At 39.4% G+C, this 23,058-nt stretch carries 22 protein-coding genes and 2 pseudogenes; 10 read left to right on the top strand and 14 right to left on the bottom strand.

What is annotated here, in order from left to right:
- Positions 1 to 134: 134 nt before the first annotated feature.
- Together ACP69Y_RS00300 and ACP69Y_RS00295 are read right to left on the bottom strand one after the other, a co-directional pair.
- Positions 135 to 731, bottom strand: a complete 597-nt coding sequence (locus ACP69Y_RS00300) for a phosphatase PAP2 family protein (protein WP_425915135.1) — start codon at positions 729 to 731, stop codon at positions 135 to 137.
- A 158-nt stretch (positions 732 to 889) separates the two neighbouring features.
- Positions 890 to 1,594, bottom strand: a complete 705-nt coding sequence (locus ACP69Y_RS00295; RefSeq protein WP_131214765.1) for an SIMPL domain-containing protein — start codon at positions 1,592 to 1,594, stop codon at positions 890 to 892.
- A gap of 473 nt (positions 1,595 to 2,067) precedes the next feature.
- On the opposite strand from ACP69Y_RS00295, the gene ACP69Y_RS00290 reads away from it, so the two are divergent.
- Both ACP69Y_RS00290 and ACP69Y_RS00285 read left to right on the top strand, forming a co-directional pair.
- On the top strand, positions 2,068 to 3,441 hold the full coding sequence (locus tag ACP69Y_RS00290; RefSeq protein ID WP_425915134.1) for a diaminobutyrate--2-oxoglutarate transaminase: 1,374 nt from the start codon (positions 2,068 to 2,070) through the stop codon (positions 3,439 to 3,441).
- Positions 3,442 to 3,444: 3 nt separating this feature from the next.
- Positions 3,445 to 4,977, top strand: coding sequence for a pyridoxal phosphate-dependent decarboxylase family protein (locus ACP69Y_RS00285; RefSeq protein WP_425915132.1), 1,533 nt, complete (start codon positions 3,445 to 3,447; stop codon positions 4,975 to 4,977).
- 297 nt (positions 4,978 to 5,274) lie between these two features.
- Here the strand turns inward: ACP69Y_RS00285 and ACP69Y_RS00280 are convergent.
- Positions 5,275 to 6,112: pseudogene (locus ACP69Y_RS00280) on the bottom strand (Rieske 2Fe-2S domain-containing protein); the annotation flags it as partial.
- Positions 6,113 to 6,709: 597 nt separating this feature from the next.
- Here ACP69Y_RS00280 and ACP69Y_RS00275 point away from each other — a divergent pair.
- The 7 genes from ACP69Y_RS00275 (at position 6,710) to ACP69Y_RS00245 (ending at position 13,536) form a co-directional block, all read left to right on the top strand.
- Positions 6,710 to 7,735 carry a substrate-binding domain-containing protein gene (locus ACP69Y_RS00275; RefSeq protein ID WP_131214757.1) on the top strand — a complete coding sequence of 342 codons (1,026 nt, stop codon included), beginning with the start codon at positions 6,710 to 6,712 and terminating at the stop codon, positions 7,733 to 7,735.
- A 100-nt stretch (positions 7,736 to 7,835) separates the two neighbouring features.
- Positions 7,836 to 9,215, top strand: coding sequence for a phosphate ABC transporter permease subunit PstC (pstC, locus tag ACP69Y_RS00270; RefSeq protein WP_425915131.1), 1,380 nt, complete (start codon positions 7,836 to 7,838; stop codon positions 9,213 to 9,215).
- On the top strand, positions 9,212 to 10,603 hold the full coding sequence (gene pstA / locus ACP69Y_RS00265) for a phosphate ABC transporter permease PstA (RefSeq protein ID WP_425915130.1): 1,392 nt from the start codon (positions 9,212 to 9,214) through the stop codon (positions 10,601 to 10,603). Before pstC ends, pstA begins: the two co-directional genes overlap by 4 nt.
- A gap of 13 nt (positions 10,604 to 10,616) precedes the next feature.
- Positions 10,617 to 11,543 (top strand): phosphate ABC transporter ATP-binding protein PstB, encoded by a 927-nt coding sequence (pstB, locus tag ACP69Y_RS00260; protein ID WP_425915128.1) that lies wholly within the window; start codon positions 10,617 to 10,619, stop codon positions 11,541 to 11,543.
- A 291-nt stretch (positions 11,544 to 11,834) separates the two neighbouring features.
- Positions 11,835 to 12,797 (top strand): protease SohB, encoded by a 963-nt coding sequence (gene sohB / locus ACP69Y_RS00255; protein WP_425915127.1) that lies wholly within the window; start codon positions 11,835 to 11,837, stop codon positions 12,795 to 12,797.
- A gap of 125 nt (positions 12,798 to 12,922) precedes the next feature.
- Positions 12,923 to 13,282: a hypothetical protein gene (locus ACP69Y_RS00250; RefSeq protein WP_425915126.1), complete on the top strand. Its 360-nt coding sequence runs from the start codon at positions 12,923 to 12,925 to the stop codon at positions 13,280 to 13,282.
- A 2-nt stretch (positions 13,283 to 13,284) separates the two neighbouring features.
- Positions 13,285 to 13,536, top strand: coding sequence for a hypothetical protein (locus ACP69Y_RS00245; protein ID WP_425915124.1), 252 nt, complete (start codon positions 13,285 to 13,287; stop codon positions 13,534 to 13,536).
- On the opposite strand, the gene ACP69Y_RS00240 is transcribed toward ACP69Y_RS00245, so the two are convergent.
- The 5 genes from ACP69Y_RS00240 to ACP69Y_RS00220 all read right to left on the bottom strand — a co-directional run bounded on the left by ACP69Y_RS00240 (position 13,495) and on the right by ACP69Y_RS00220 (position 18,120).
- Positions 13,495 to 14,163 carry a DUF2238 domain-containing protein gene (locus ACP69Y_RS00240; protein WP_425915122.1) on the bottom strand — a complete coding sequence of 223 codons (669 nt, stop codon included), beginning with the start codon at positions 14,161 to 14,163 and terminating at the stop codon, positions 13,495 to 13,497. The genes ACP69Y_RS00245 and ACP69Y_RS00240 overlap by 42 nt on opposite strands.
- Before the next feature lie 143 nt (positions 14,164 to 14,306).
- Positions 14,307 to 15,695 (bottom strand): adenylosuccinate lyase, encoded by a 1,389-nt coding sequence (gene purB / locus ACP69Y_RS00235; RefSeq protein ID WP_425915120.1) that lies wholly within the window; start codon positions 15,693 to 15,695, stop codon positions 14,307 to 14,309.
- A 54-nt stretch (positions 15,696 to 15,749) separates the two neighbouring features.
- Complete coding sequence (gene hflD / locus ACP69Y_RS00230) at positions 15,750 to 16,481, bottom strand: high frequency lysogenization protein HflD (protein WP_425915118.1); 732 nt, start codon at positions 16,479 to 16,481, stop codon at positions 15,750 to 15,752.
- Positions 16,482 to 16,496: 15 nt separating this feature from the next.
- Positions 16,497 to 17,630: a tRNA 2-thiouridine(34) synthase MnmA gene (gene mnmA, locus ACP69Y_RS00225; protein ID WP_425915117.1), complete on the bottom strand. Its 1,134-nt coding sequence runs from the start codon at positions 17,628 to 17,630 to the stop codon at positions 16,497 to 16,499.
- A gap of 4 nt (positions 17,631 to 17,634) precedes the next feature.
- On the bottom strand, positions 17,635 to 18,120 hold the full coding sequence (locus tag ACP69Y_RS00220; RefSeq protein WP_425915115.1) for an NUDIX hydrolase: 486 nt from the start codon (positions 18,118 to 18,120) through the stop codon (positions 17,635 to 17,637).
- Between the two features lie 685 nt (positions 18,121 to 18,805).
- Between ACP69Y_RS00220 and ACP69Y_RS00215 the strand changes: the two genes are divergently transcribed.
- On the top strand, positions 18,806 to 19,084 hold the full coding sequence (locus ACP69Y_RS00215) for a hypothetical protein (RefSeq protein WP_425915114.1): 279 nt from the start codon (positions 18,806 to 18,808) through the stop codon (positions 19,082 to 19,084).
- 167 nt (positions 19,085 to 19,251) lie between these two features.
- On the opposite strand, the gene ACP69Y_RS00210 is transcribed toward ACP69Y_RS00215, so the two are convergent.
- The 6 genes and pseudogenes from ACP69Y_RS00210 to ACP69Y_RS00185 all read right to left on the bottom strand — a co-directional run bounded on the left by ACP69Y_RS00210 (position 19,252) and on the right by ACP69Y_RS00185 (position 22,933).
- Positions 19,252 to 19,449, bottom strand: a complete 198-nt coding sequence (locus ACP69Y_RS00210) for a hypothetical protein (RefSeq protein WP_425915113.1) — start codon at positions 19,447 to 19,449, stop codon at positions 19,252 to 19,254.
- 68 nt (positions 19,450 to 19,517) lie between these two features.
- Positions 19,518 to 19,747 (bottom strand): annotated as a pseudogene (locus ACP69Y_RS00205) (hypothetical protein).
- 110 nt (positions 19,748 to 19,857) lie between these two features.
- Complete coding sequence (locus tag ACP69Y_RS00200; RefSeq protein ID WP_425915111.1) at positions 19,858 to 20,073, bottom strand: cold-shock protein; 216 nt, start codon at positions 20,071 to 20,073, stop codon at positions 19,858 to 19,860.
- Positions 20,074 to 20,643: 570 nt separating this feature from the next.
- On the bottom strand, positions 20,644 to 21,183 hold the full coding sequence (locus ACP69Y_RS00195) for a gamma carbonic anhydrase family protein (protein WP_425916032.1): 540 nt from the start codon (positions 21,181 to 21,183) through the stop codon (positions 20,644 to 20,646).
- Positions 21,184 to 21,278: 95 nt separating this feature from the next.
- Entirely contained in the window at positions 21,279 to 22,427 is a 1,149-nt protein-coding gene (gene dacC, locus ACP69Y_RS00190; RefSeq protein ID WP_425915109.1) for a D-alanyl-D-alanine carboxypeptidase PBP5/6, read from the bottom strand.
- A 116-nt stretch (positions 22,428 to 22,543) separates the two neighbouring features.
- Positions 22,544 to 22,933, bottom strand: a complete 390-nt coding sequence (locus ACP69Y_RS00185) for an MCR_0457 family protein (RefSeq protein WP_425915108.1) — start codon at positions 22,931 to 22,933, stop codon at positions 22,544 to 22,546.
- Positions 22,934 to 23,058 lie beyond the last annotated feature (125 nt).

The following is a 23,058-nucleotide window of genomic DNA, read 5'->3' as shown; positions in this document are numbered from 1 at the left end:
ATTGATATTTTATATTATAAAAAACAATAGTTTGTTTTGATATTGCATCGCAATCATATGGCGATTTACTAAAAGATTTTCGTAATAAAAAAGTCCCGCTTTCGAGCGGGATTTTTTATGTATTTTTATTTGAGTTATTTAATCAGACCTTTTTGAATGAGGGGATGAAACAACTTTTGATAAATCCACATCACCCAAGACATCGGTTTTGCCTGATAATGATTCCATAGTTTTAAGCCTGCAAGATTCACAACCCAAGACAAAATAAAAGCACCCAGCATATCAATTGGAAAATGCACACCAACATAGACTCGTGACCATGCAACTAGCCAGGCGACCGCGAGTAAAAATCTGCCAATGTCCCGCCGTGCCGACAAATAGTAAGCAAATGCAATACTGCTAAAAATGGTCATGTGATTACTGGGAAAAGACCCTGTTGCTTCATGTGCAATTAAAGTATGACCGACATGCATTACGAAAGGACGTGGAGTATTCAATAGATAGGACATCAACTCACTAATTGAAAGAGCAATACAACAAAATATAAAGGCTTTTACAATCAGGGTTTTCGAGTTGTTACTGCCATAAAACCAAAACAAGGCAAAGCAGCCAATCAGCAGATAAACTAAATCACGGGCGATAAAAATCGCGTAGTGCATTATCACAGGAGAAGCCTGTTGTGGCACATTCAGCAGGCTAAACAAATCAAGATTTAAACTTTCAATGGACATGTAGGAATGGCGAGATCACAGCGTAAGGATGGGGTGATTTTATAAGAAAAATAAAATGAAACACGCGACCGGTTTGTCGTCATATTGTTGTACATACTATATTTAGCTTATTAAAAAACCGTGTGTGAACACGGTTTTTTATTTAAATCACGATTCAATTATTTAAACTGAATCGCACCATTGGCGTTTACAGTAATTTTAGATTCACCCGCTGCAACATCTTGAGCATCTACAGCTTCAGCACCTGAAAATTTAGCCATACTGGCACGCATCATGATGGGCTGCGGATATTGATTGCTGGTATTCAAATTGAGATTAATCAGGTTATACCCTGATTTATTCCATGCCTGACTGAGCATTTGTGCACGTTGTTGAAAGTTTTTGGACGCTTCAACCATCAGTTCATTTTCTACTTTTTTTCGTTGTGCATCTGAAACGCTAAAATTAATCGATTGTGTCTGGAAGTTTTGTTGAAGTTCACCAATCAATTGGCTGGCTGCTTTAAAGTCAGTACTCTCAATTTGAATTTCTGCACGACCACGCCATTCTTTCAATTTACGATTCTCGTTATCATAAATTGGATAAGTGGTTTGAGAGCCTGTTTCTACTTTAACTTGTGGATATTTCTTCGCTAAAGCCATGGCTTGATTCATTAGTTGCGTGATTTGTGAGGCAAGTTCAGCAGGTTGTTTGTTGCTTTTTTCGATGTATAAAACCGCATGCATTTCATCGTTCGATACTTTGCGTGCTGCTTCTGCTTGTACATTGATGACGTTGTAATTAAGTTGTTCATTTTGTTGAGCAAAGGCAGTTGCACTGAAAGCAGAGGCTAAAACCAGAGTTGAGAGAGTTAAATAACGCATTTTTTTGACCTGTTTTTGTAAGTAAAATTTGAATCTATACGGATGATATTAAAGTGTGTTTATGGTGAATTTTAGTAGAGTTTGTGGTGGGATTGTAAAAATAAGCTCAAAAAAGTCTATTCATTTTTATTTATGAAATTTAAGAAAAATTATACACTTATAAATTAATTTGCAAGAAGTTTTACTTTATGACACGACTTTACCCATAAAAGCATAAGAAAATAAGGTTTTCTTTCCCCTGTCACAATGTAAGATGATAATCCAACCTATAGATTAGCTTGATTTTTTTTTCGATGAATTAAGGTAGATAAAGTGCCGAAAGTTGTTTATTTTTCAGAAAAAGTCGGTATCATCCGCCCTTTAGTTATGACAAACAAATTCAAGTCTGGCTAGATTCTATAAAGCACCGAGTCAAAGGACCGAAAGTCACCCGACTTATTTCTTTCAACCCATATCAGAGATGGTAATTCGATATGAGCGTTTCTTCTGTAAATCCTGCTCCTAATTCTACTAACGAATACTATTTGACTCGCCAAAGCCAAATGGAATCCAATGTTCGTAGCTATCCTCGTAAATTACCGTTAGCGATAGCAAAAGCTTTAGGCTGTTGGGTTACTGATGTTGAAGGTACAGAGTACCTCGATTGTTTAGCTGGGGCAGGAACATTGGCTTTGGGCCATAACCATCCTGCGGTCATTCAAAGTATCCAAGATACACTTGCAAGTGGTCTCCCATTGCATACTTTGGATTTAACCACACCTTTAAAAGATGCTTTTACTGAGGCTTTACTTGAGCAATTACCGGGTGGTAAGGCTGAGTATTGTTTACAGTTCTGTGGCCCGTCTGGTGCAGATGGTACAGAAGCAGCAATTAAATTAGCAAAAACCTATACAGGTCGTAGTTCAGTGATCAGCTTCTCAGGCGGCTATCACGGAATGACGCATGGCGCTTTGGCCATGACAGGTAACTTATCTGCAAAGAATTCGGTGAATGGCTTAATGCCTAGCGTACAGTTTATGCCATATCCGCATGAATACCGTTGCCCATTGGGTGTTGGCGGTGAAGCAGGGGTAGATGCCTTAACTTACTACTTCGAAAACTTTATTGAAGATGTTGAAAGTGGTGTAACCAAACCTGCAGCTGTCATTCTCGAAGCAATTCAGGGTGAGGGCGGTGTGGTTACAGCGCCAACCAAATGGTTGAAAAAAATCCGTGAAGTGACTGAAAAGCACAACATCGTACTTATTCTTGATGAAGTTCAAGCCGGTTTTGCACGTTCAGGCAAAATGTTTGCTTTTGAACATGCAGGGATTGAACCTGATGTTGTGGTGATGTCAAAAGCAGTGGGTGGTAGCTTACCGCTTGCGGTACTGGGTATTAAACGTAAGTTTGATGCTTGGCAGCCTGCTGGTCACACAGGAACTTTCCGTGGTAACCAATTGGCGATGGGTACTGGTCTTGCAACAATCAAAACCATTAAAGAGCAAAATCTTGCGCAAAATGCCCAAGAACGTGGGGATTTCCTGCAAGCTGAATTGAAAAAATTAGCGGCTGAATTCCCATGCATCGGCAACGTACGTGGTCGTGGCTTAATGATTGGTGTTGAAATTGTAGACGAGCGCCAAAAGGCAGATCACATGGGTTCATTGCCAGGTGATTCTCAATTGGCTGCTGCGATTCAAACTGCATGTTTCGACAATAAATTGTTGCTCGAAAAAGGTGGTCGTAACGGTACAGTGATTCGTTTACTTTGCCCATTGATTATCACACATGATGAATGTGTGGAAGCTGTTGCTCGCTTTAAGAAAGCAGTGGCTGAAGCTCTTGTTGCTACTCGAGGCGCATAATACATGGTAGATTTTGCAGAACATCGTAAAGCGTTACTCTGCAATGATGCTCAATCCATTGCTGACTATGAGTCGGCAATGGGTGAGGCTACAAAAGCTGTAGCGGCATGGTTGCATAACGATAAAATGTATACTGGGGGCAGCATTAAAGATTTGCGCAATGCGATTTCTTTTCATGCCACTAAACAAGGCTTGGGCGTACATAAATCGCTTGAGCGTATGGTTGAGCTTTTTTTAAATAAAAGCTTAAAAGTACACCATCCCCATTCTTTAGCACATTTGCACTGCCCAACTATGGTAGTGAGCCAGATTGCTGAAGTTTTAATTAATGCAACCAACCAGTCTATGGACTCATGGGATCAAAGCCCTGCAGGTTCATTGATGGAAGTTCAGTTAATTGACTGGCTTCGTCAAAAAGTCGGTTATGGTGCAGGTCAGGCAGGTGTATTCACCTCTGGCGGTACACAATCGAACTTGATGGGCGTTTTGCTTGCACGTGATGCTTGTATCTCGAAAAACTGGAAAGACGAAAACGGTAATCCGTGGTCTGTTCAGCGTGATGGTATTCCAGGCGATGCAATGCGCAACGTCAAAGTGATTTGTTCTGAAAATGCACATTTTTCTGTGCAAAAGAACATGGCAATGATGGGCATGGGCTTCCAGTCTGTAGTCACTGTTCCGGTGAACAGCAATGCACAGATGGATGTGGCTGCTCTAGAAGCGACAATGGCTCGCCTGCAAGCAGAAGGCAAAATCGTTGCATGTGTGGTTGCGACTGCGGGTACAACCGATGCCGGTGCGATTGATCCATTAAAAGAAATTCGTGAAATCACCAACAAATATGGTGCGTGGATGCATATCGACGCAGCATGGGGTGGTGCACTGATTTTATCGAATGACTATCGTTCGATGCTGGATGGAATCGAGTTGTCGGATTCGATTACGCTCGATTTTCACAAGCATTATTTCCAAACCATTTCGTGTGGCGCGTTCTTGTTGAAAGATGAAGCGAACTACCGTTTCATGCATTATGAAGCTGAGTATTTAAACTCGGCTTATGATGAAGAACACGGTGTACCGAACCTGGTATCTAAGTCACTGCAAACAACCCGTCGTTTTGACGCGTTGAAATTGTGGATGACAGTTGAAGCACTGGGTGAAGAGCTTTATGGTTCGATGATCGACCATGGTGTGAAGTTGACGCGTGAAGTGGCTGACTACATCAATGCCACGAACGGTTTAGAGATGCTGGTTGATCCACAATTTGCTTCTGTATTGTTCCGTGTGATTCCTGAAGGCTATCCAACAGAATTGCTTGATACACTGAACCAGAACGTTGCAGATGAATTGTTTGCACGTGGCGAAGCAAATATTGGTGTCACTAAAGTAGGTCAAAATCAATCCTTGAAGATGACCACTTTAAGTCCAGTTGCGACTCTGGAAAACGTAAAAAACTTGCTTGATCTGGTATTTGCTGAAGCTGATCGTATTAAAGGTCCGATCGCGGATGGTACATATGTGACTGCGCTTGATTAATAGGTGTTTTCATAAAAAGGGAGATCAATAGATCTCCTTTTTTATTTTGCAGATAAACTTATTATTCATATAGAAAAATATTAATAGTACTATCATAATTTACGCTGAATTTTTTGATTGATTTGCGTATGCAAGCCTTACTTTGAAGGATCAAAAGTAAGTAAAATCCTTTGTTGCACTGAAGGGACTTCCTTGTCCCTCAGTGCAACGGCGACATCCATGTCGCCAATCCCGATTCTAGATATCAATGAAAAATACCTTTTGTAGAATAGAAAATTTATCTTTAGATAAAAATTCAGCTGCAAATAGTGGGCTACGCTCCATCTTTCTCAAAAGTTTCAGATATATACTCGAACTGCTTTCCCAAGGGAAATCTACCTCTATTGATAAATCAAACGGTAAATTTCAGGTTTCTGATTTGCAGCGATAGGTCGATTTTCCTCGAAAATTTTTAAGTTGAAGTCATATGCATGTTCAACCGGACAGCCATTGTCATAATTTCGACAAATAGCTGCAAATAACCGTGTCGAAAGCGCTGTCATCGGAGATGCTGCAGATCGCCCAAAGTAGCGGAATGTACCCAGGCAAAATGAGCTACATCAATAAAACCTTCTATTTGCCGACCAGCAAGACATTGTATAGCGATTTTTGGGTAAATCAGTTGTTGGTATTTAGCATTATCCCAAAAAGGGCATGAGCCAAATATTCGGTTCAGCGTCTTTTGATGTAGTCAGTGAACACCAGATCAATCCGCACCTATCTACAGCAGCATAAGTTTTTAGATTAAAGCGTTCAGATATTTTATGCTCTGGATGTGCAGGAATACGATTGCATTTGCCTTCACTGCCAAATCATAAACCATGATAACGACAAGCCATGCCTTGACCATCATTTGTCCCTAACTTTAAAGGAACGCCAGAATATGGACAGGTATCTTTGGCAATAACTAGCTTATCAACCATTTTATAGATTACAAGTGGTATATCCAGCAACATGATACCTGTTGGCTAATTTATAATACTGCGGGCAAGAGCAATCAGATGCCAATGTAGTACTAATAAATGCCAGTCATATTCTTCAAATGTCATATATACGGCTAAATCAGGGTTAAAAGTTGCAATGTTTTACTATTCATCACTGAATCTTTTTCTTGAGTTTGAATATAAAACAGAGGGATATTCTACGAAGTTTCAATTAACTGGCTTTGGATTGCAAAAAATAGAACAGTAGGGATGTTGAAAATAAAATGAGTGAAATGAAATAATTCGTCATGGTTCATTTAGCGAACTATGCACCGGCATCGACTCATTCATTGTAGTGTTATTAAAAGAGTTTTTTAGGTCTTTCTTTGAGAATCTAAGACTGTAAAAAATTGAATTATAGACGAGTTCTGAGCTCAAGAAAAAAAATAATTCTGACTTAAATTGGTCAAAATGATCAGACACATAAATCAAGGATTAAATAATAAGCAGTGGTTTTTGATGACAGTAAATGAATTATTACAATTATAATAACTCGAAAATAAAAAAATTATAATCTTAAATGGGATGTTATTAATTGATTTTTATAAATTTATAATTACAAAAATATGTTCATATTAATTATCATAAAAACGTCACATAGCTGTAACTTCTTTGTCATATTATAAAATCAAAATGCAACTATCGAAAAAGTACAACACTTTATAAAAAGTAGCGTACTTCAATATTGCATCTAATGAAGAGAGAAAAGAATGCGCTTAAATCACATCGCACTTGCTTTAGCAGTTTCTGGGGCAGCTGTAGCAACAACAGCAAATGCAGCTCGTGACACCATCCAAATCGCTGGTTCTTCAACTGTACTGCCTTACGCAAGTATTGTAGCAGAAGAGTTTGGTAACACTTTCCCGCAGTTTAAAACACCAGTTGTAGGTTCTGGGGGTACATCTGGCGGTTTGAAGCAATTCTGTCAAGGCGTGGGTGACAACACCATCGACATCGCCAACGCATCTCGTAAAATTAAAGATTCTGAATTAGCTGCATGTAAAAAAGCAGGCGTGAATCAAGTGATTGAAGTTAAAGTAGGTTATGACGGTATTGTATTTGCGTCTAACTCAAAGAAAGCCGCTTATAAACTTCGTCCACAACATGTATTTGCAGCACTTGCAGCAGAATTACCTTCAAATGGTAAATTGGTTGCAAACCCGTATACACGTTGGAATCAAATTGACAAATCACTTCCAAATGAACCAATTACATTGGTCATCCCAGCTTCTAACCACGGTACACGTGAAGTGTTCCAAGAAAAAATGGTTGAAGCGGGTTGTGAATCTTACGAATACTTCAAAAATTTAGATAAAGATGCACAGAAAAAAGCATGTTCTACTTTCCGTAAAGACGGCAAAGTGATTGAAATTGCAGGCGACTATACTGAAACACTGGCACGTTTAAAAACTTCTCCAAGTGCGGTAGGTGTATTTGGTTTAGGTTTCTATGATCAAAACCGTGACAAATTACGCGTAGCGACAGTAAACAATGTTGTGCCATCAGAAAAAACAATTTTGAATGGTTCTTACCCAGTATCACGTCCATTGTACTTCTACGTGAAAGGTGAGCACCTTAAATCAATCAAAGGCTTACAACAATATTCTGAATACTTTTTAAGTAAAAAAGTTTCAGGTAAAGGTTCTAAGCTGGAAAAAGCGGGTTTGATTTCAATGTCTGATAAAGAACGCGCAAAAAATCTTGCAGATTTAAAAGCAGCTAAAGCGGTTAAGTAATTAGGATAAATGAGCTGATGCTAGGAGAGTTCCTAGCATCAGCTTTTTTGCAAAGACAAGGTTTTCAAAGCATGAAAATTGAAAAAATGCCGGAGAATACATGAATCTGCTACTTATAGGTGTGTTATTGGCGTTGATTGCCGTAGCCTATCAAATCGGGTTATCTAAAAGTCGTAACCTAGCAGGTAAGGGAAATAACTCTGCGAAATTGCATTCACGTCCCGGATATTACGGTGCGTTGGTGGCTTTATGGTGTGGTATCCCTGCTTTTTTGATTTTATTGGTTTGGAATATTGTTGAACCAAATATCTTGCGGCACGTGGTTTTAGCGAGTGTACCTGCAAATATTGCAGCGACATTAGATCAAGCGAGTATTGAAGTTTTAATTGATCGTGTTCAGGCCATTGCTTCTGGTTTTGGTGTGAGTGATCAAGCAGCAGCATATGAAATTGCAGCAGCACAACAACTAGCAAAAATTGAAAATATCAGTTCCTTTGCTAAATTGGCAGTGGTGATCTGTGCCGCTTTAGCGGGTCTGGTTCTGGCAAAAAAACGTGTAGCCCAACAATTTCGTGCACGTAACCAGGTCGAAAAAACCATTAATGTCGCTTTAGCCTTATGTTCTGGTGTGGCTATTTTAACCACCATCGGTATTGTGATGTCGATGTTTAGTGAAGCTATGCGCTTCTTCAACTTCGTCAGTCCACTCGATTTCTTCTTTGGTACAGAATGGAATCCAGGTTTTAGTACATCAGGAAATGCTGAAGGTAGTTATGGCTTGTTGCCGCTGCTTTGGGGCACGCTGATGGTCAGTGGTATCGCTTTATTAGTCGCAGTACCAGTTGGTCTGATGATTGCAATCTATTTGGCTGAATATGCATCATCTGGCTTTCGCTCTTGGGCAAAACCGGCGATTGAAGTTTTAGCCGGCATCCCGACCATCGTTTATGGTGTGTTTGCGCTGATGATTATTGGTCCATTCTTTAAAATGCTTGGAGCAAGCGTTGGGCTAGAAATTAATGCCACCAGTGCCTTAACCGCAGGTTTCGTGATGGGGATTATGATTATCCCATTTGTATCTTCACTTTCAGATGACATTATTACCCAGGTGCCTCGCGCACTACGGGATGGTTCTTTAGGACTCGGTGCAACCAAGTCTGAAACCATTCGTCAGGTAGTATTGCCTGCAGCCTTGCCGGGCATTATTGGGGCATTTTTACTTGCAGCATCTCGTGCCATTGGTGAAACCATGATCGTGGTTTTGGCCGCAGGGAATAGTCCATTACTGCATGCTAATCCGTTGGAAGCGATTTCAACCGTGACCATTACTATCGTCAATCAACTTACAGGTGATACTGACTTTGCCAGCCCACAAGCGTTAGTGGCATTTGCATTGGGTTTAACCTTGTTTGTGATTACTTTAGGTTTGAACATCGTTGCACTGTATATCGTGCGTAAATATCGCGAGCAATACGAATGAGTACTTCTAATACATCTTCCATGGACCAGGCACGTGATCCACGCGCTTCTGCTGAATTGCGCGAAAAACGCAAACAAAAGATTGCCAGTTCTTTAGCAAAGCGTCATCGCAAAGAAAAAATGTTTCGCATATTTGGCTTCTCTGCAGTCATTACCGGTCTGTTCTTTGTGGTACTGCTATTCGGAAGTATTCTGGCAAAGGGTTTGCCGGCATTCTGGCAATCCAGTATGACGGTTCCGGTCTATTTTGATCCGACCATAATTAATGCGGGCGCGAAGCCTATCAAAAAAGCAGGCGAATCTCCTGCCCATTTTCAAGAGCGCTTTATTGCTTGGCAAACTGAAATGGGAATGGTCGACTGGGATGCTTTAATCGTGAATGGATTAATCGCAAAAGACCCGAGTATTGCTTCACAGCGTGATGAACTTGGCAGCTTGTATACTAGCTCCGAAGCCTACCGCTTACGTGATTTGGTGCTTGCAGATCCTGCATTGATTGGTCAGAAAAAAGACTTAAATATTTTGGCTGATGCCAATGTAGATGTGTGGTTGGCAGGAAATATTGATCGAAGTTTACCGGATGACCAACAACAATTAAGTCCGGAAGTTCGTCAACTTGCCGATGATTTAGAAGCTAAAGGCGTGATTGAAAATACCTTTAATACCAATATTTTTACCAATCCCGACTCGCGCAGTTCTCCAGCAACCTCTGGTTTAGCCGGTGCAATCATGGGCTCGTTGTTCATGATGCTGATCGTAATTTTTATCTCGATTCCAATCGGCGTGGCATCTGCCATTTATCTGGAAGAGTTTGCACCGAAAAATTTCATTACCGATGTCGTGGAAGTGAACATCAATAACCTTGCAGCTGTACCATCGATTGTGTTTGGTTTGCTGGGTGCTGCCATTTTTATTGGCTGGATGCATTTACCGATTTCTGCACCTTTGGTGGGTGGTCTGGTATTAAGCCTGATGACTCTCCCAACCGTGATTATTACTACACGGGCATCGCTTAAAGCTGTACCACCGTCGATTCGTCAGGCGGCATTGGGCTTGGGCGCTTCTCGTGTACAAACAGTATTTCACCATGTATTGCCACTTGCGATTCCCGGGATTTTAACGGGTGCCATTATTGGTGTCGCACAGGCCCTAGGTGAAACAGCGCCATTACTCCTGATTGGTATGAGTGCCTTTGTGGCGAGTGTTCCAGCTACACCATTAGATCAATCCACTGCTTTACCGGTACAAATTTTCTTATGGCAAGGCAATGAACTACGTAACTTCTTTGAAGGACGTACTGCTGCGGCAATTATTGTCTTACTTGCACTGATGGTCGGCTTAAATAGTCTGGCAATTTGGTTACGCAAGAAATTTGAAGTGCGCTGGTAAGAGAGGGTAAAATATGAATACTGTAACAGCGATGTCAAAAACAAATTCCTTACAACAGGATCAAACCGTGAACCAAGATCAGAAGCAATTTACCTCACCCGAAGTAGATAAAAAACGTCAAGGGACTTCATTTGTTTCTCAATTTGATACCAGTCCTTCGGCTAAAAAAGAAAATAACACATCCAATGTTAAAATAAGCACTTCGGATGTCCATGTTTACTATGGCGAAGCAGAAGCAATTAAGGGTATTGATTTAAATATCTACGAAAATGAAGTGATTGCTTTTATTGGGCCGTCTGGTTGTGGTAAATCGACTTTTCTACGTACTTTAAACCGTATGAACGACACTATTGATTCATGTCGTGTGGCGGGTAAAGTAATGCTGGATAATCAAGATATCTATGATCCAAATCTAGATGTCGTATTGCTTCGTGCGCAAGTGGGTATGGTATTCCAGAAACCCAATCCTTTCCCGAAATCAATTTTTGATAACGTGGCTTACGGTCCAAAACTGCACGGTTTGGCACGCGACAAATACGACCTTGAGGAAATTGTTGAAAATAGCCTGCATAAAGCTGGTCTTTGGGATGAAGTAAAAGACCGTTTAAATCAGCCGGGTACAGGGCTTTCTGGTGGTCAGCAACAGCGTTTATGTATTGCACGTACCATTGCGGTTAGCCCGGAAGTGATTTTGATGGATGAGCCGTGTTCTGCGCTAGATCCAATTGCCACGGCAAAAATTGAAGAACTGATTTCAGACTTATCCACTCAATACACCATTGCCATTGTGACGCACTCAATGCAACAGGCTGCACGTGTATCTGACCGTACTGCTTACTTCCATTTGGGTGATTTGATTGAAGTCAATGCGACTGAAAAAGTATTTACCCAGCCGGATCATCAGTTGACTGAAGCCTATATTACCGGCCGTTTTGGTTAATGAAATGATAGTGTTAAAAAAGAGCCGAAAGGCTCTTTTTTATTTAATCATCAATTTTTTTACCTAAACAAGCTATATGATGTGTTCAGCTAGCAATCATTTAAACTTTATTTTCATCCAATTATGATCCTTAACTATATGTTCTTATAGTGAGGAAATGACTTAATACAGGAAGCGCTTAAAGGATAAGAATCTATACAATGAGATGATTAATAAAATTCATATTGAATTTTCAATCTTTTGACCTCATGTTAAAGACAACTGCAGATACAATTAGAGAAATCATTTTATATGTTATTCCATACCCCTAAATTACCGGCTGAAATTCGAATCAGCCATTTAAACGCGCGCCTAAATGAACAACGTAAAAAAATTGCGCAAACCACAGCGTCTAGATTTGAACTCTTGCAACTCACTCAACAGCTTTCAAAAGAAGCCAAGTTACGTAGAAAGAATAATCAAAAAATTTATGTACTCGATTTTAAAGGTGATACTGCTGCATCTGCGGTAGAAAGTTTACGTGAAGAAATTACCCTGATTTTAGCGACAGCAAAAGCAGGACGTGACCGTGTGGTTGTTCGTCTGGAAAGTCCAGGCGGTATGGTGCATGGCTATGGTCTAGCTGCTGCACAACTGGTGCGTCTGCGTGATGCTGGTTTTAACCTGACGATTTGTGTTGATAAGGTTGCAGCAAGTGGCGGTTATATGATGGCGTGTATTGCCAACGAAATTGTTTCTGCACCCTTTGCAGTGGTCGGTTCAATTGGTGTGGTTGCTCAAGTGCCTAACTTTAATCGTCTGTTAAAAGAAAAGCATATCGATTTTGAACTTTATACCGCAGGTGAGTTTAAACGTACTGTGACTCTCTTTGGTGAAAATACTGCTGAAGGTAAAGCCAAATTTGAAGAAGAGTTGCAACAAACCCATGAGTTGTTTAAGCACTTTGTTGAAAAATACCGTCCACAACTCAATATTGAAAAAGTCGCAACAGGTGAGCATTGGTATGGGAAAGATGCGCTTGAAATAAACCTAGTGGATAGACTGCAAACTTCAGATGAATATTTGCAGGGTTTATTGGCACAGCATGATGTGTATGTGATTGATACTCGTCGCAAACCAACTTTGGGGGAAAAACTGGGCTTACAGGCAGCTCAAATGGCAGATGGTCTAGTACCTGCAGTGATAAATAAGGTGATGGAAACTTTGTCAAAAGCGAGTGCGAATGTCATTCAACTGCGTGATCCTAAGCTTTAATTTAAAATGATCTTCTAATTTTAAAATTGCGCTCTAATGAGCGCAATTTTTTTGACTGTATTTTAATATTCAACTCAGCTTAAGCTGCTATGTTGCAACTAAAATACAGTCAACAAAGATTTTTTATGGCTCAGAGCACAACAACATCTTCTATAGATTTACTGATTCGATTTTTGCATATCGTGATCATTTTGAGCTTTAGTGGGGCTTATCTTATGGGAGATGCAGAAGAATGGCATCAAGTGCATATGGCATTTAGCTATACACTCGGTATTAGCCTGATCTTAAGGATTTTATGGCAATTTTTTGCTCCTCGATTTGCCACTCAGCCTTCGGGAGTAAGCCGTCGATTTCATGTGATCAAGCCATTTGTGCAGCGCTATTGGGCGAACCCGCAGCAATCGCTTTCCCCGACGTTTTTTAAAGCAGCCAGTTCCAGCCTGTTTCAGCTGAGCATACTGGGTATTTTTGCCTGCTGTCCTTAACAGTGCTGGCAGGTTCTTTAACAGACTATACGCATAGTCACAGTTTAAAAGAAGTACATGAGCTATTCGCCAATCTGTTTTTAGTCAGTGTGTTACTACACTTGGCAGCACTGACACTGAATAGCGTTCCGCTTAAAACATGGCTAGCAAAGCGGATGTTCTGGAGTACAGAATCACATTCATGGTTCAGCCTGTTTGCCTTAGTTATTTCACTAGGCGTGTTTGTCACTTTCTGGCTGTGGTATTTTAACTAAGCTTTTATGAGAGCAGCACAGATGAAGCACGCCATAGCCTGCAGCCCCCAGTGTTGCAAGCAGCATATCCATATGCGCATCCCACATATCTCCTTGCTGTCCATTATAATTTTCTGCTTCTTCTGGGGATAAACCAATTGCAATCAGCCATTCAAGCCATTCATAAATTAAACTGGCGGCCATAATAAACTGAACCACCAATAAAAATAGCGTGAAGGGTTTAGCTCCAGGCAGCCACACCTGAAACAGTCGCAGCAACACTGGGTAGAGCAGTAAACCACAGGAAAGATGCACCAGACGGTCATACATATTGCGCGACCAGCCCATAGACTGGTTTAAATCAAAATTGAACAGCTGAATCAGCCACTCATTATAGGGTACATAGGAATAGAGATAATGTGCACCCAAAATGTGAATCAGTAAAAAGACCAGATAGAGTGTAAAACTGTAAAAACTCAGGCCAATTTTCTTCTGGGTAAACAATAAGGCAGCAAGCATAAAGACTGTGCCGACCTGATGCAGCAGATATGCTTCAAATTCTAAAGGACGAATACTTGCGATTATTATCGCAACAGTGATAACGGCAAGTGCAAGCCAGTGTTTGATACTCAATTGATGTTCAATCATTTCTTATATTTGCAAAAGTTTTATTGGGCGTGTTGAAATTTTATGAATGACTTGTGTTGTCGCAAACATAGATGAATTGTCAACAGATTCTATTCTAATAAAAAAGCGAAGCCGAAGCTTCGCTTTTTCTGATTAAAATTTAATTAGATTTTAGCAATTAAATCTTTAATTTGTTTCGCTTGCTCAGCTGCATTACCTGTATAAGTTGCAGGTGTCATTGTCGCAAGACGTGCACGATCTGCAGCAGGAACAGCTTCAAGTTCATTACCATTTACGAAGTTCACCATCATTTCGCGAGTCATTGCCTGACCACGAGTTAGGGCTTTTAATTTTTCGTATGGTTTTTCTACATTGTAACGACGCATAACGGTTTGAATTGGTTCAGCCAATACTTCTTGAGCATGGTCTAAATCTTCAGCAATACGTACAGCGTTAAGCTCTAATTTACCAATCCCTTTTAAGCAAGCATCAAAAGCAATCAAGCTTTGTGCAAAACCAACACCCATGTTACGAAGCACAGTAGAGTCAGTTAAGTCGCGTTGCCAGCGAGAGATTGGAAGTTTTTCGCCCAAGTGAGCCAATACAGCATTGGCCAAGCCCAAGTTACCTTCAGAATTTTCGAAGTCAATTGGGTTTACTTTGTGCGGCATAGTTGAAGAACCGACTTCACCTTCTTTCAAACGTTGTTTGAAGAAACCGAGTGAGATGTAGCCCCAAACGTCACGGTTAAAGTCGATCAAAATCGTATTGAAGCGACGTAACGCATCAAAAAGTTCCGCCATGTAATCATGTGGTTCAATTTGAGTGGTGTACGGGTTGAAAGCTAAACCTAAAGATTCAACAAAAGCTTGTGAATGTGCAGGCCAGTCAATATCTGGATATGCTGAATAATGCGCATTGTAGTTACCTACAGCACCGTTAATTTTACCAAGCAATTCAACGTTATTAAATTGTTTGATTTGGCGTGCAAGGCGGTAAGCCACGTTTGCCATTTCTTTACCCAAAGTGGTTGGGCTTGCAGTTTGACCATGCGTACGAGACAACATTGATTGTTCAGCATGCGTTTCCGCCAGAGTCGCAATTGCATCAATAATGCTTTGCATTGAAGCAACCAGAACATCACGACCATTTTTTAACATCAAGGCGTGAGACAAGTTGTTGATGTCTTCAGAAGTACATGCAAAGTGAATGAATTCACCTGCATCTTTCAACTCATCAATGTGGGCAATTTTTTCTTTCAGAAAGTATTCAACCGCTTTTACATCGTGGTTGGTGGTACGTTCAATGTCTTTAATGCGGTTTGCATCATCTTCAGAGAAATCAGCCACAATTGCATCTAAAGCAGCATTAGTGGCTGCTGAAAAAGCTGGAACTTCAGTGATTTCAGGACGGTTTGCAAGCGCTTGTAACCAGCGCACTTCAACAGTCACACGAGCATGGATTAAACCAAACTCAGAGAGGAAAGGACGGAGAGCATCACATTTGCTCGCGTAGCGTCCATCTAATGGAGAAAGTGCGGTTAAAGCGTTCATAGCGATTCCTTAGACATTGGAATTAAACGTAAAACAAAGCCTGCACAGCATCAGTTAAATCACCTGATACTGTAAACGGGCAAGATCTTGAATATCTTGGAGCAGCTTACGCTTGCTGAAAATCATGCCCCATGAACTGCCACCCATTTGGCGCCATAAGTGCGCCAGTTGTAAGCCAGTAAATAGGGAAGCGCGAATACGATTGGTATGAGAAGTATCTTTAAATGCTTGAGCGTTGCCTTTAACCATAATGCGAGGATTAATTTGTCCTGCAGTTTCGACATAGGTTTGGGCAAGATTGGCAATAATGCTGGGGTGCAGATAATTATTATCAAAAAATGAAAGTTGCTTTAATATTTTTTGTTGTGACTTTTCAATGATTTCGACAAATTTTGGATTGCTATAAACTTTTTTCTCTAACTGTAACAGTGCCATGGCATAGCTCATCGGCAATTTGGCGCTAGATAATTTGGGTAAACGAGATTTTGGGGAGGTATTAAATGGTTGGGTAATACTATTTTCTAAAGTTTTCAAACCGAGAGAAATATCGGCAAGCTGATTAAAAAAATCTAAGGTTTGGCAGGATTCATTGGCGGTAGGGCGGATATTCAGGCTGGCTTTAATGAGTTGCTCTAGATAGAAGCTACCGCTTTCACCAATACTCTGCTGTCCGGACATGGCGGTCATGTGGGTCAGCTGTGTCGATTGAAACACAGCTGCCAACGCCAAAGCTCGGTTTTGGCGTACATTCAAAGTTTGAGGCTGTTGAAAGGGTAACTCAGCCATGCCTATCGCTTCCTTTTAAATAAAATCAGGTTTTGGTGCATTGGTATGATGAATCACACCGCCACCTAAACAAACTTCATCTGCGTAGAACACTACACTTTGTCCTGGAGTCACCGCACGTTGCAGTTCGTCAAATTCAACACGTACACCATTTGGCATATCGGCATCTTTATAAATAACACAGTCTTGATCGGGTTGGCGGTAACGCGTTTTTGCAGTGCAGCGGAAACCGGTCTCTGGAATCTCTTGTTCACCCGCTACCCAGTCAATTGCTTCACTCCAAAGTATAGTACTTTGCATCAGTGGATGCTCATGACCCTGACCAATGACGAGGCGGTTGTTTTCAATATCTTTATAAAGAACAAACCATGCACCTTCAGATTCGCCCTTAAGACCACCTAAGCCAATGCCGCCACGTTGACCGAGCGTATAGTACATTAAGCCGTGATGTTCACCAACCTCTTTACCGGTATCTAGATAAATTTTTCCAGCTTGAGCAGGCAAGTACTGTTTTAAGAAGTCATTAAAACGACGTTCGCCAATAAAGCAAATGCCGGTTGAATCTTTTTTCTTCGCTGTAGCTAAACCCAGTTCTTCAGCAATACGACGAACTTCCGGTTTTTCAATTTCACCGACCGGGAACAAAGTCTTGTTAATTTCGCGACCATGTACTGCATGCAGGAAATACGTTTGATCTTTATTTTGGTCAAAACCGCGTAATAAAGGCGCATATTCTTCACCGCGCGAGTTGGTCATGGTTTCACCACGACGGCAGTAATGACCCGTGGCAATAAAGTCTGCGCCCAGGTTCACGGCATGGTCTAGAAAGGCACGGAATTTGATTTCTTTATTACATAAGATATCTGGATTCGGTGTGCGACCCGCAGCATATTCGGCCAGGAAATGTTCGAATACGCGATCCCAATATTCCATAGCAAAGTTGGCTGTATGCAGTTTGATGCCAATCTTGTCGCAGACTGCTTGTGCATCGGCAAGGTCTTCCATGGCCGTGCAATATTCCGTGCCGTCATCTTCTTCCCAGTTTTTCATGAAAAGTCCTTCAACTTGATATCCTTGTTGAAGAAGAAGTGCTGCAGAAACAGAAGAATCTACACCACCAGACATACCGACGATGACACGTTGTTGCATAGGATTAAGCATCCAAAGTTGAAATTAAGGGAGAGTTTTGGTGCTCGTAAATGAGCGATAAAGGGTGTTTTTTGCCTGAAAGAGCATCTTCAATGGCTTTAATTACCAAGGGACTACGCGCACGAGCCGACTCGATCAGTTCGTCCAAAGTCATCCAGACTGCGCCAATAATTCCTGTATCTAATGTTGCATATTCATCATGCGCAATCGATTTTGCTAAAAAGCAGAAACGGAAATAGGTACGATCTGGAAACATCGGCGGGGTATAGGTATAAATACCTAGCAGTGCTTCAATACTCACTGTATGTCCGGTTTCTTCCCTGGTTTCGCGAATGGCAGCATCAATAATGGTTTCGCCACATTCGACATGACCCGCAGGCTGATTAAACACAGTATGTGTTACACCTTCTGTATGTTCTTCAACAAACAGAAATTTTCCATCTTTTTCGACAACAGTTGCAACAGTAACGTGAGCAGTCCAAGCGGTCATTGAAAAGCACCAGGGAATAAAAGAGCTATTCTACAAAATTTAGGACGTGGTGGCTATGTTGATGAGGGATTTCTTTGGCGGTTTATAAAATTGCAATGAATTGATGTCTATTTTTAGAATTTCCTTTTACAGATAAGTTGCATAAATATAAATTATTAATAATAGCTAACAAGAAAAATGATCAAAACTTAATTAAATTGAAACTTTTTTCAATGTTAGCAGCCTGCCCCAAGGCAGAAAATATCCCCAATTTCTGCGGATAAACCCGGGGACAGTTTTTAGCCCATCTTGTACGCATTTGCTCACATCAATCTCAGCCCTTTGCGGCTATACCAGATAGTGGAAATTTCATATGATAAGGATATAAAGAGCAGGATGCTCCAGATAAGAATAACAAGATCAGATACAAGGAATGTGAGGTACGACAGGAGTTATACCTAAGCATCAAATATGTAAAAAAGCCCAACAGGATGCTGGGCTTTTTTATTGTTTATGTTTTCGCTTTAAATCATACTTAGATGTGCATCCAAAATCTGAATAAGGGTTGATGCTAGCTAAAAATTAAGATTTCAATTAATAAGTTTTTTCTTTTCCCTATGGGATATTTATTTTATAAAATATAAACTTACTAGATAATTTTGATATGTGTCATAATTAAACTATGCAAAATATATGAAAGGTTAGAATGTTCCATACCACTTCTTTGATAACTATAGAACAAATTTATAATTTTTTAAAAGAATCTCCAAATTTCACGAATAGTAACCAATTTGAAAAGTTGAAAGTTTTTTTCTTTGAACTTCATGACCATAAAATTAGTGACTTTGAAGCGAAGGAACCATTAAAATTTACACTAAATTTTAATAAAGCTTGGTTAGTAATAGATGCTATAGCGGCACCAAATTTTAATCATAAAGAATTATTTTTAAATTGGGTATGTATAAGATTTAATATCACAAGTTAAATTAAAAGGACTGATTTTTGTAAAATATAAAAATCAGTCCTTAAAACTCAATTAATTAACCATCCAACTTTCCTAATACCGCTTAGAATGTGTGATTAATAATGGCCTATAATTGAATTCTGATTATCATTCATAGAATATAAGAGCTGAAACAGAATTCAGCTTATCTATACAATTTTGAAAATTTTTCCACTTAATGTGCTTTGAAAAAACATTTCAAAATTTGGCCTAATATCTTCACCATCAACGGTGATATGTTTGACATTAGAAGAACATTGCGTAGTAGCAAAATACTTATCAACTGTTGCTTGAATGGCGTGTTTAACCCCAAATTGATCTTTCACACTGATACTTTGTTTAAGCATTTATATACCTTTAATAATATTGTAGTAGAAAAAATAGCGAGATAAATGCTTGATATAGAAATCATTATCTATATAACTCTTTGATTTAGCTTAAAAAGTTGATGTAAAGAGGTATAAAAAGTACGACCATCTAAATTTAAATCAACTACACTTCCAGACTGAAGCAAAACTCTTTTACCTACTTTTCAATTTGTTGTAAACCTTGACGGGTATTCTGCATTTTATTTAATGGAATTAACGATACAATAATTTCAGTACCATTTTTTGATTTTGCAATTAAATCATTTATTTTTAACAACTTATATCCTGTTTTTGAATATTTCCAGATCTGGAAAACAACTTTAAAATTAAATTTTAAATGATAAAAAAGCACTAATTAGTGCTTTTTTTATTACTGCCTATTATTACTTAGATAGCAATAATATTTACAGCATTCGGTCCTTTTTGACCTTGGGTAATACTGAATTCAACCATTTGACCTTCAAGTAAGGTTTTGAAACCTGAACTAGCGATCTCGCTGAAATGAGCAAAAACATCTGGGCCATTTTCTTGTTGAATAAAACCAAAACCTTTAGTTTCGTTGAACCACTTTACAGAACCTTTAACGATATTTGAGTTTGACATAATATATCCTACTAATTTTTGATAATTTTTAGCCATTTTATTGACTGAGTATAACTTTGAAAATAATAAAGAATGGAACTTAAAATCTAAAAAAACGAAGGATTATGACTAAAACTGCGATACTTAAAGAAGATTTCTGGAAACGAGACTTTTTTCTAGTTGAGTTAACTATACACTAAAAATATAATTAATCAAGTTTTCTTATATATATATTTGTTAATCTTATAAAAAATAAAATATCTTTGAAAATATAATAAATTCAACAATTTGAGACTTTAATTGTAATTGTAACAAAATAAAGTTAATCTGCTGGCCTAGTAGGTTTGATAAGTAATGAATGAGATTATATAGTTCTGTAATAACAATATTGGCGTTTTTAATTTCGGGAATGATGATTTTTTCCCATATGCAAACCGTATATCACCCTCCAAATTTGACCACCTTATTTATGGCTGAATAATTAAAAATAATAAAAAAAAACCGCATATTAGGCAGTTTTTTCTATTAGCCATACTGATAAAATAATAAACAATATGTCTCTTTATTTAACATGAAATCTCTTATACGAGGTTAACTTTGATCTAAATAATTCCCCGCCACCTTCACATAATGCCGTGCTGAATAAGGTAAAAATTCCTTTTCTTTATCTGTTAAAGGGCGGACTTTCTGTACCGGACTGCCCACATATAAATAACCACTTTCCAGACGTTTACGTGGGGGAACTAAAGAGCCTGCACCAATCATCACGTCATCTTCAATAATCACATCATCTAAAACAATGCTGCTGATGCCCACCAGTACACGATTGCCAATGGTACAGCCATGTAGTTTTACGTGATGTCCAATGGTGACATCTTCACCAATAATCAGTGGCGAGCCTTCGGGCTTATCGGCTTTTTTATGACTGACATGCAGCATCGCATGATCTTGGACATTACTGTTTTTACCAATATGAATATGATTGACATCGCCGCGAATCACGGCAAAAGGCCAAACCGATACATTTTCAGCTAAAGTCACGTCACCAATCACCACAGACATTTCATCAATATAGCAAGTGGCATCAATTTTAGGATGATGGTCCAAATAAGGGCGAATATTCTTTTTCATCATTAGAAGTCAGGGCAAGGGTGTGGAGTAATTATAAAATAAAAAAGCACCTAGACCGAAGTATAGATGCTTGAACTTAAGTCTAAAGTTTTAAATTAGAATAAGTTAGAGAAAAATTGTTTGATATGGTCGATCATTTTTGCAAAGAAACCTGCTTCTTCAACATCTTGAAGTGCAATAAGCGGTTTTTCTGAAATCACTTTACCGTTAATGCTGGCCACATATTTACCAACCACCTGACCTTTTTTAAGTGGTGCAGTCAGTTTTGGTTGAACAACCAGTTGTGTTTTGATCGCGTTAGCCTGACCTTTCTGCAGGGTAACGTTAAAGTTTTCAGCTAAGCCAATTTGAACGTCATTGCTTTTACCATACCAAACTTTCGCTTTAGCCAAGACCTGATTGCCAGGCTGTACTTTAACGGTTTCAAAGTTGGCATAACCCCAGGCCAGGATTTCACGTGTCTGAGATGCACGCTCGTTCATGCTTGGCGCACCAAAAATTACTGAAATTAAACGCAGTGGGCCGCGTTTGGCAGAAGTGGTTAAACAGTAACCTGCTTCGTCAGTATGACCGGTTTTTAAACCGTCTACACTTGGGTCGGTATAAAGCAAGGCGTTACGGTTACCTTGTTTAATGCCATTAAAAGTAAATTCTTTTTCAGAGTAGATTGGGTAATACTTTGAACTGTCATGAATGATATGTTGCGCAAGCGTTGCCATATCTTTTGCAGTCGAGTAGTGACCTTCAGCAGGCATACCTGTTGAATTGATGAAGCTGGTATTGGTCATGCCAATACGTTTTGCTTCTTCATTCATCATGTGGGCAAAAGTGCCTTCATTCCCGGCAATATGTTCTGCCATGGCTTTAGAAGCATCATTACCTGACTGGATGATAATCCCACGAAGCATTTCCAATGCTGTTGCAGTACCGTTCAGCGGTACATACATACATGATTCCGTGCTACTACCACGACACCATGCCGACTCGTTCATACGAACTTTTTCATCTTCCGTAAGATCACCGCTCAACAACTTCTGTTCGATGATATAACTGGTCATCATCTTGGTCATTGAGGCAGGTGCTAATTTTTCGTTTTCATTTTTAGATGCGAGGATTTGCCCCGTCTCATAGTCCATCAAAACATAAGATTTATTATTGAGTTCTGGCGGTGCAGATAAGACAGATGCTGCGAATGTGAAACTAGGCAAGAGTAATAATGCAGCAAGGGCGCTTTTGTGGGTCATTCTAGGTGGTTCCAATATCTTGATATAAGCACAAAGAGCCTAGCATTCTAGGATAAAGCTAGACCGACTTCTACGGAGAAATCGGCTTATTTTAAAAGTATTGTAACCAATTGGTATTATTTGCTGTATGCAGTGAGTTCCTGACAAATTTCTTTGTTTTTAGCATCACCTGCATTTTTCGCATCACTACGTGCTTCAGCTAAAATTGATTTAAATTTTTTCTCTTTGCTGAGCTTGTTTAAAGCTGAAACCGCATCTTTTTCCTGAGGTAAATATTCATGCGCAAGTTTGGAATATCCTTTCGAAAACTGAGCATCATCTTTTACCAAGCTTGGGCATACTTCCGAGAGTACATAAATTGCAGCAAGTTCTTGTTGAGTGACTTTTTGAATGGGAGTAACTTCAATATTTTCGTCTTGTTGTTTGGCAGCATGAGTCACTGAAAATGACATTGCAGCAGTGGTCAATAGACCCAAAGAAAGAGATTTGAACAGAGATAATTTCATTTAAGCAGACCTAAATTATTTAAAAACATAACAATATAAATAAGCTTAACGATATTTTTAGTAATTGTAAGTACACAAATGTATTGAAGCTGTTGAAAATTGAAGAATCAATGAATCGACTTTGA

Source organism: Acinetobacter sp. TSRC1-2 (assembly GCF_049895885.1).
Taxonomy (GTDB): Bacteria; Pseudomonadota; Gammaproteobacteria; order Pseudomonadales; family Moraxellaceae; genus Acinetobacter.
The sequence above is the reverse complement of the archived record's forward strand: the minus strand, read 5'-3'. Positions and strand labels throughout refer to the sequence as shown.